Annotated in this window: 3 protein-coding genes and 1 pseudogene; 3 read left to right on the top strand and 1 reads right to left on the bottom strand. The window is 68.0% G+C overall.

All coding sequences use genetic code 11. The features are described 5' to 3' along the window. Positions 1-355, bottom strand: a 355-nt coding sequence (locus IEY49_RS19805; RefSeq protein ID WP_189011929.1) for a GAF domain-containing protein, incomplete at its 3' end; no start/stop codon positions are given. Between the two features lie 256 nt (positions 356-611). Here IEY49_RS19805 and IEY49_RS19800 point away from each other — a divergent pair. The 3 genes and pseudogenes from IEY49_RS19800 to IEY49_RS19790 form a co-directional block, all read left to right on the top strand. After that, positions 612-839, top strand: coding sequence for a hypothetical protein (locus IEY49_RS19800; RefSeq protein ID WP_189011927.1), 228 nt, complete (start codon positions 612-614; stop codon positions 837-839). 49 nt (positions 840-888) lie between these two features. Next, positions 889-1,113, top strand: a pseudogene (locus IEY49_RS19795) (M23 family metallopeptidase); the annotation flags it as partial. 584 nt (positions 1,114-1,697) lie between these two features. Continuing rightward, a partial coding sequence (locus IEY49_RS19790; protein ID WP_189011925.1) for an ATP-binding protein occupies positions 1,698-4,814 on the top strand: 3,117 nt, incomplete at its 3' end.

Genomic DNA, 4,814 nt, shown 5'->3' with positions numbered 1-4,814 from the left:
GGCGTTCGAAGGTACGGGGATCCTGCCGCAGCAGGTACAGGAAGCCCAGCGGTTCGCCGTCGCGGCGGCGCAGCACCGCGGCGGCGTAAAAGCCTGTCCGGAAGTCGCCCATCGCATCGGCGAGCGGCTCGAAGCGCGGATCATCAGTGGTGTCGGTCAACACCAGCATGTCAGCCGTCATCAGGGCCGCGAGAGGCGGCACGGGCAGGCTGAGCGGCCAGCTATGGGAGGCCAGGATGGTGTGCTGCACGTCGGTGACGATGACCAGGTCGGCGCCCAGGCGGTCACCGATCAGGCGGCACAGGCTGGTCAGGACCGGGTGGGGCAGCGGCGTGATGACTTCGGTGTCGGGCATGACGTCCTTTGGCCTCGAGAAGACAGCGCTGGTGGCGACAGGAGTGAGGCGATACAGGACATCTGAGGTACCTGGAATGCACGAGGTACCTCATTCTACCCAGCAGGCAACTGAGGACTGTGCGCCGGAATGCGGGTTGAAGCCTGTAGCCTGGACGCGTGCCAGCGATATGATGAAGCGGCCAAGCTCAGGCGGAGAACCCGCACCCAGCTTATGGACTGTCCGGGTACAGTCGGGGTATGAACCCAGGCCAGTTTTGACCCTGCGCGACAAGCGCCAGCGCACCTTCAAGTTCTCAGCCAGCACCGAAACGCAACTCGCGCAGATGTGTCACGCGACGGGCAGCGGCGCGACGGCGGTGGTGGAGCAGGCGGTAGCGCGACTGTACCGGGATTTGTTCGGCCAGGGGGCTCTGTTCGTTTTTGCCAATCCCAAGCTGGCTCCTCATGAGAGCCTGGAGCGGGACTGCCCACCAGAAAGTTAAGGGAAACATGGCGGCAGGAAGTCCCGCATGACCACTGGTGCAGCGGAACTACCCGGTCCGTGGCGGGCTCGTGGCGATCAATCATGGCCTGGGGGTCACCAGCCTGTACTTTCACCAGCGGCGCGTGCTGATGAAAGTGGGACAGCCTGTAAATCGTGGTCAGCAGGTCGGCAAAGTGGGCTCTGAAGGGGTGAGCAACGCGCCACATCTGCACCTGGAGCTGCGGGTGCGGGGAGAGGCGACCCGCCCAGCACAATGGATGAACCGGGTCTAACCTTGGTAGCAGGAACGGTACACGGGGTCCCACGCACTCTCTCAGTTGCACTGCGCTGCTGGTCTGGTCCTGCCGGTGCTCTGTCTCGCCCTTTGCGGTGCCAAGTCCAGGCTCGCTGACCGTTCATCGGAGCGCGACAGCGGAGTCAGCTTCAGCCTGTGGTCAGGGAAGGGCGGGCAGCGTCAGGACGTGCAATGCGCGGTCCTGCGCACTGAGATACATCAGGCGCGTGCCGCCAGGGGCCACCTGCCAGTTATCCCCTGCTGAATGACAGTGTCTCCGTCGTCTGGCCTGTGGTGACGTCCACGCGAAGCGCATGGCTTCGGCGGCACGGGGTCGTCAGCCTGACATGCGGTGTCGCTGGCACAGTAACAGGCCGGACGAGGGTGCGCTGGTCGCAGCACGAGGATGGCAGAGCGGTGCGCACCTCGGTCTAAGCGTAAGGAGCAGAGACGACGTCTTCTGCTTAGTCACCCAGCGCGCCTCTTCCCAGCCGTCGAGCCGGGATCCACGTCGGCCATCTTGTTCAGTCCAAGATTGATCGTATCGGCGGGTGAGGTGAGTGGTAAGCTGAAGAGCACACGATGCTCGTTCTCCAGTTCCTCGGCCCGCCCGAATGCCGGGTGGGGGACTGCCCCGTTACCTTCAAAACGCGGAAGGCGCAGGCCCTGGTCACTTACCTGGCTCTCGAACCAGCCCGGCAGTCCCGGGAGAAACTGGCCGCCCTGTTCTGGCCCGACGCGGGACCGGAAGCGGGCCGGGCCAGCCTGCGGGGCACCCTCGTCTACGCCCGCGAGGCCCTGGGTCCCTTCCGGCACCGCCTGGAAGCCGACCGGACCACGGTTTACCTGGTGACCGAACCAGACGAATGTGACGTGACGGCACTGGAACGTGTGGCGAAGGCGGCGCGTTCCCTGTCCCCTGCTGAGGTCTTGCCTGAGCTCCAAGGAGCAGCGTCCCTGTGGCGCGGCGATCTGCTCGACGGGTTCACCCTCGGGGACGGCAGCGGCTTCGACGCCTGGCTGGAGGAACGCCGCGAGGTGACGCGTTCGGCGATGAATATCGTGTTCGACCGGCTCTCCGCAGCTCAACTGGAGCGTGACGCGGACCGGGCGGCAGAGACGGCCCAGCGCTGGGTGGCTGTGGACCGTCTGAACGAGGCCGCCTGGCGACGTCTCGTTCAGGCCCGGCTGACGTCCGGGCAGCGGGCACTCGCGCGGGACGCCCTCGACACCTGCCGGCGGGTCTTGCAGGACGAGGTGAACTGCACGCTCGCTCCTGAGACGCTGGCCCTTGAACCGCAATTGCTGGCCTTCACTCCCCAGAGACGACCTGAAGTGGTGCCAGACCTTCCCAGGCTGCTGCGCGAGGCACCATTCGTCGGGCGTCACGCGGAATTTGCGCGACTGGCTGCGTCTTACCAGAGCGCCGCGGATGGCCGTCCGGGCATCGCTCTGATCGTCGGCGAGCCTGGCATTGGGAAGACCCGGCTGGCCGGGGAATTCCTGGAGTGGACCCGGGAACGTGGAGGTGAAGTGCTGCGCGGCCGGGCCTTCGAGGCGGGCGGGTCGCCCTACGGCCCGCTCATCGACGCCGTGCGTCGCCCGCTGGCCGCGCACCCCCAGCCCGAGGCGCTGCTCTCGCGGCACGACCTCGCCCAGCTTGCGCGGTTGCTGCCCGAATTGGAGGAGCTCACGGAACTGCCGTCGCCCTCAGCGGGGGAAGACTCCCAAGGCCGCCCCCTGGCCGCCCTGACGCAGCTCGTGCTCGCGCTTGCCCGGGGCGTAGCGACCAGGCGCGAGCCTCTCGTGCTGCTCGTGGATGACGTCCAGTGGGCCGACGCGGGCACGCTGGAGGCCCTGCGGTACCTCGCAGGACGGGCGGCGGAGCAGGATGCTCCTGTTCTGCTGCTGCTCACGGCAAGGGTCGAGGCCCTGACGCCCGGGTCGGCGCTGGCCGGGTGGGCGGCGAATCTCGGCCGGGAGCTGCCCATCACGCGGTACACCCTCGGGCTGCTGGAGCAGCCGGAGACGCTGGGGCTGTTGAAGGGACTCGCGGGAGTGACCGCGAACGACGCCCTCGAAGGCTTGGCCGCGCGCCTCTTCGTGGAGACGGGCGGTCAACCGCTCTACATCTCGGAGACGCTGCGCGGACTGGCGGAGCAGGGGGCGCTCACGCTCGGCTACAGCGGCATCGTGGTGAATGACGCGAGACTCGCTGCTGGTCTGGAGCACGGCGGTGAGGGAGTGCGGGCGGTCATCGGCGAGAGGCTGGGTCGGCTCTCAGCACCTGCCCTCGCGCTTGCCCAGGCGGGCGCGATTCTGGGTCAGGGCTTGGAGCTCTGCCACCTGCGGGCAGTCGCTGACCTGGGCGAGGACACCGCGCTGCAAGGCTACGAGGAACTGCTCCGGGCAGGGCTGCTCCGCGAGGCGGAGGGCAGGCAGGAGGCCTTCCTCTCACACGACCGGGTGCGGGAGACCCTGCGGGACGGGTTGAGTGGCCCCCGGCGCATGCTGCTTCACCAACGCGCGCTGGAGGCACTCAAGGCAGGCGACGCGTCCCCCGAGGTGCTGGCCCATCACGCGCTTGGGGCTGGGCTGACGGGCGAGGCGGCCAGGCAAGTTCAGCAGGCCGGCCACGAGGCCATGAAGATCGGCGCGTACCAGTCGGCGGCGGCAGCATTCGAACATGCGCTCGAGCTCACCCCGGCCCGGCCCGAGTTCGCCGCAGAGCGCCGCGAAGTTCTCCTCCTCATTCAGAACGCGCTGTATTTCCGTGACAGCCATCACCTCGCTGCCGTCGTCCACCGCTGGCAGGTGGCCGCCGAGACCGCACGGGCAGCCGGACTGGCCAGCGAGACGGCCTTCGCCCTGGGGGAACTTGCGGCCTCACTGGCCCGTCAGGGTCGTCACCATGAAGCCAGGGACATGGCGGAGAGTGCCCTCGACGCCGCACGCGCGGCCGGCCACCCCAGGATGGCCGCCTACAGCATGTACATCCTTGGTGACCTGGCAGTACAGCGGCGTGACTGGGCCGCTGCGGAACGCCTGCTGGAGGACGCCCGGATCGGGGCCAGCCAGGCAGATGATGAGTTCCTCGCCCTGGACGCACGCGTGCAACTCGCCGCAGTGCAGGCCTTTGGACATGACGACCCGGAAGGCGGCCGGAAACTGGAGGAGGAGGTCCTCCGGCAGCGGGTTCAGCTGGGCAAACCCCAGCCAGTCATGGTTTCACTTGCGGGCTTGTCCTACGCGTGTCTGCGGCTGGGAGACTATGAGGCCGCCAGGCGGCACGTTGACGAATGGGCGGTCTGGGCGGAGCGGAGCGGGTTGGGCCGTGTCGCGGCGAACGTCCTGGGAATGCGTGCTTATATTGCGGCGGAGCAGGACGACGTGCTCGGAGCCCTGAGGGCAGGCGAGGCGGCCCTGGCTGCGTTCGAGCAGGCGAACGCCGTCCTGCCGTTTTCCTGGGGCGGCTTGGCCTGGTGCTACGCGCGCCTGGGCCGGACCCAGGACGCCTGGCAGGCCCTCGAGAAAGGCCAGGCCCTGAACGAGAAGGACGAGGACCTCTACCACCAGGCGGCGGCCGCCTGGGTGCTGGGCGACGCGGCACTCGCGCTGGGAGACCTGGGGCGCGCCGAGCAGTTCTACCGGCAGTCCCTGAGTGGGAACTCGGCCGCCTGGATTCTGGTTGGCCTGCGG

The organism is Deinococcus malanensis (genome assembly GCF_014647655.1).
Lineage (GTDB): Bacteria > Deinococcota > Deinococci > Deinococcales > Deinococcaceae > Deinococcus > Deinococcus malanensis.
The sequence above is the reverse complement of the archived record's forward strand: the minus strand, read 5'-3'. Positions and strand labels throughout refer to the sequence as shown.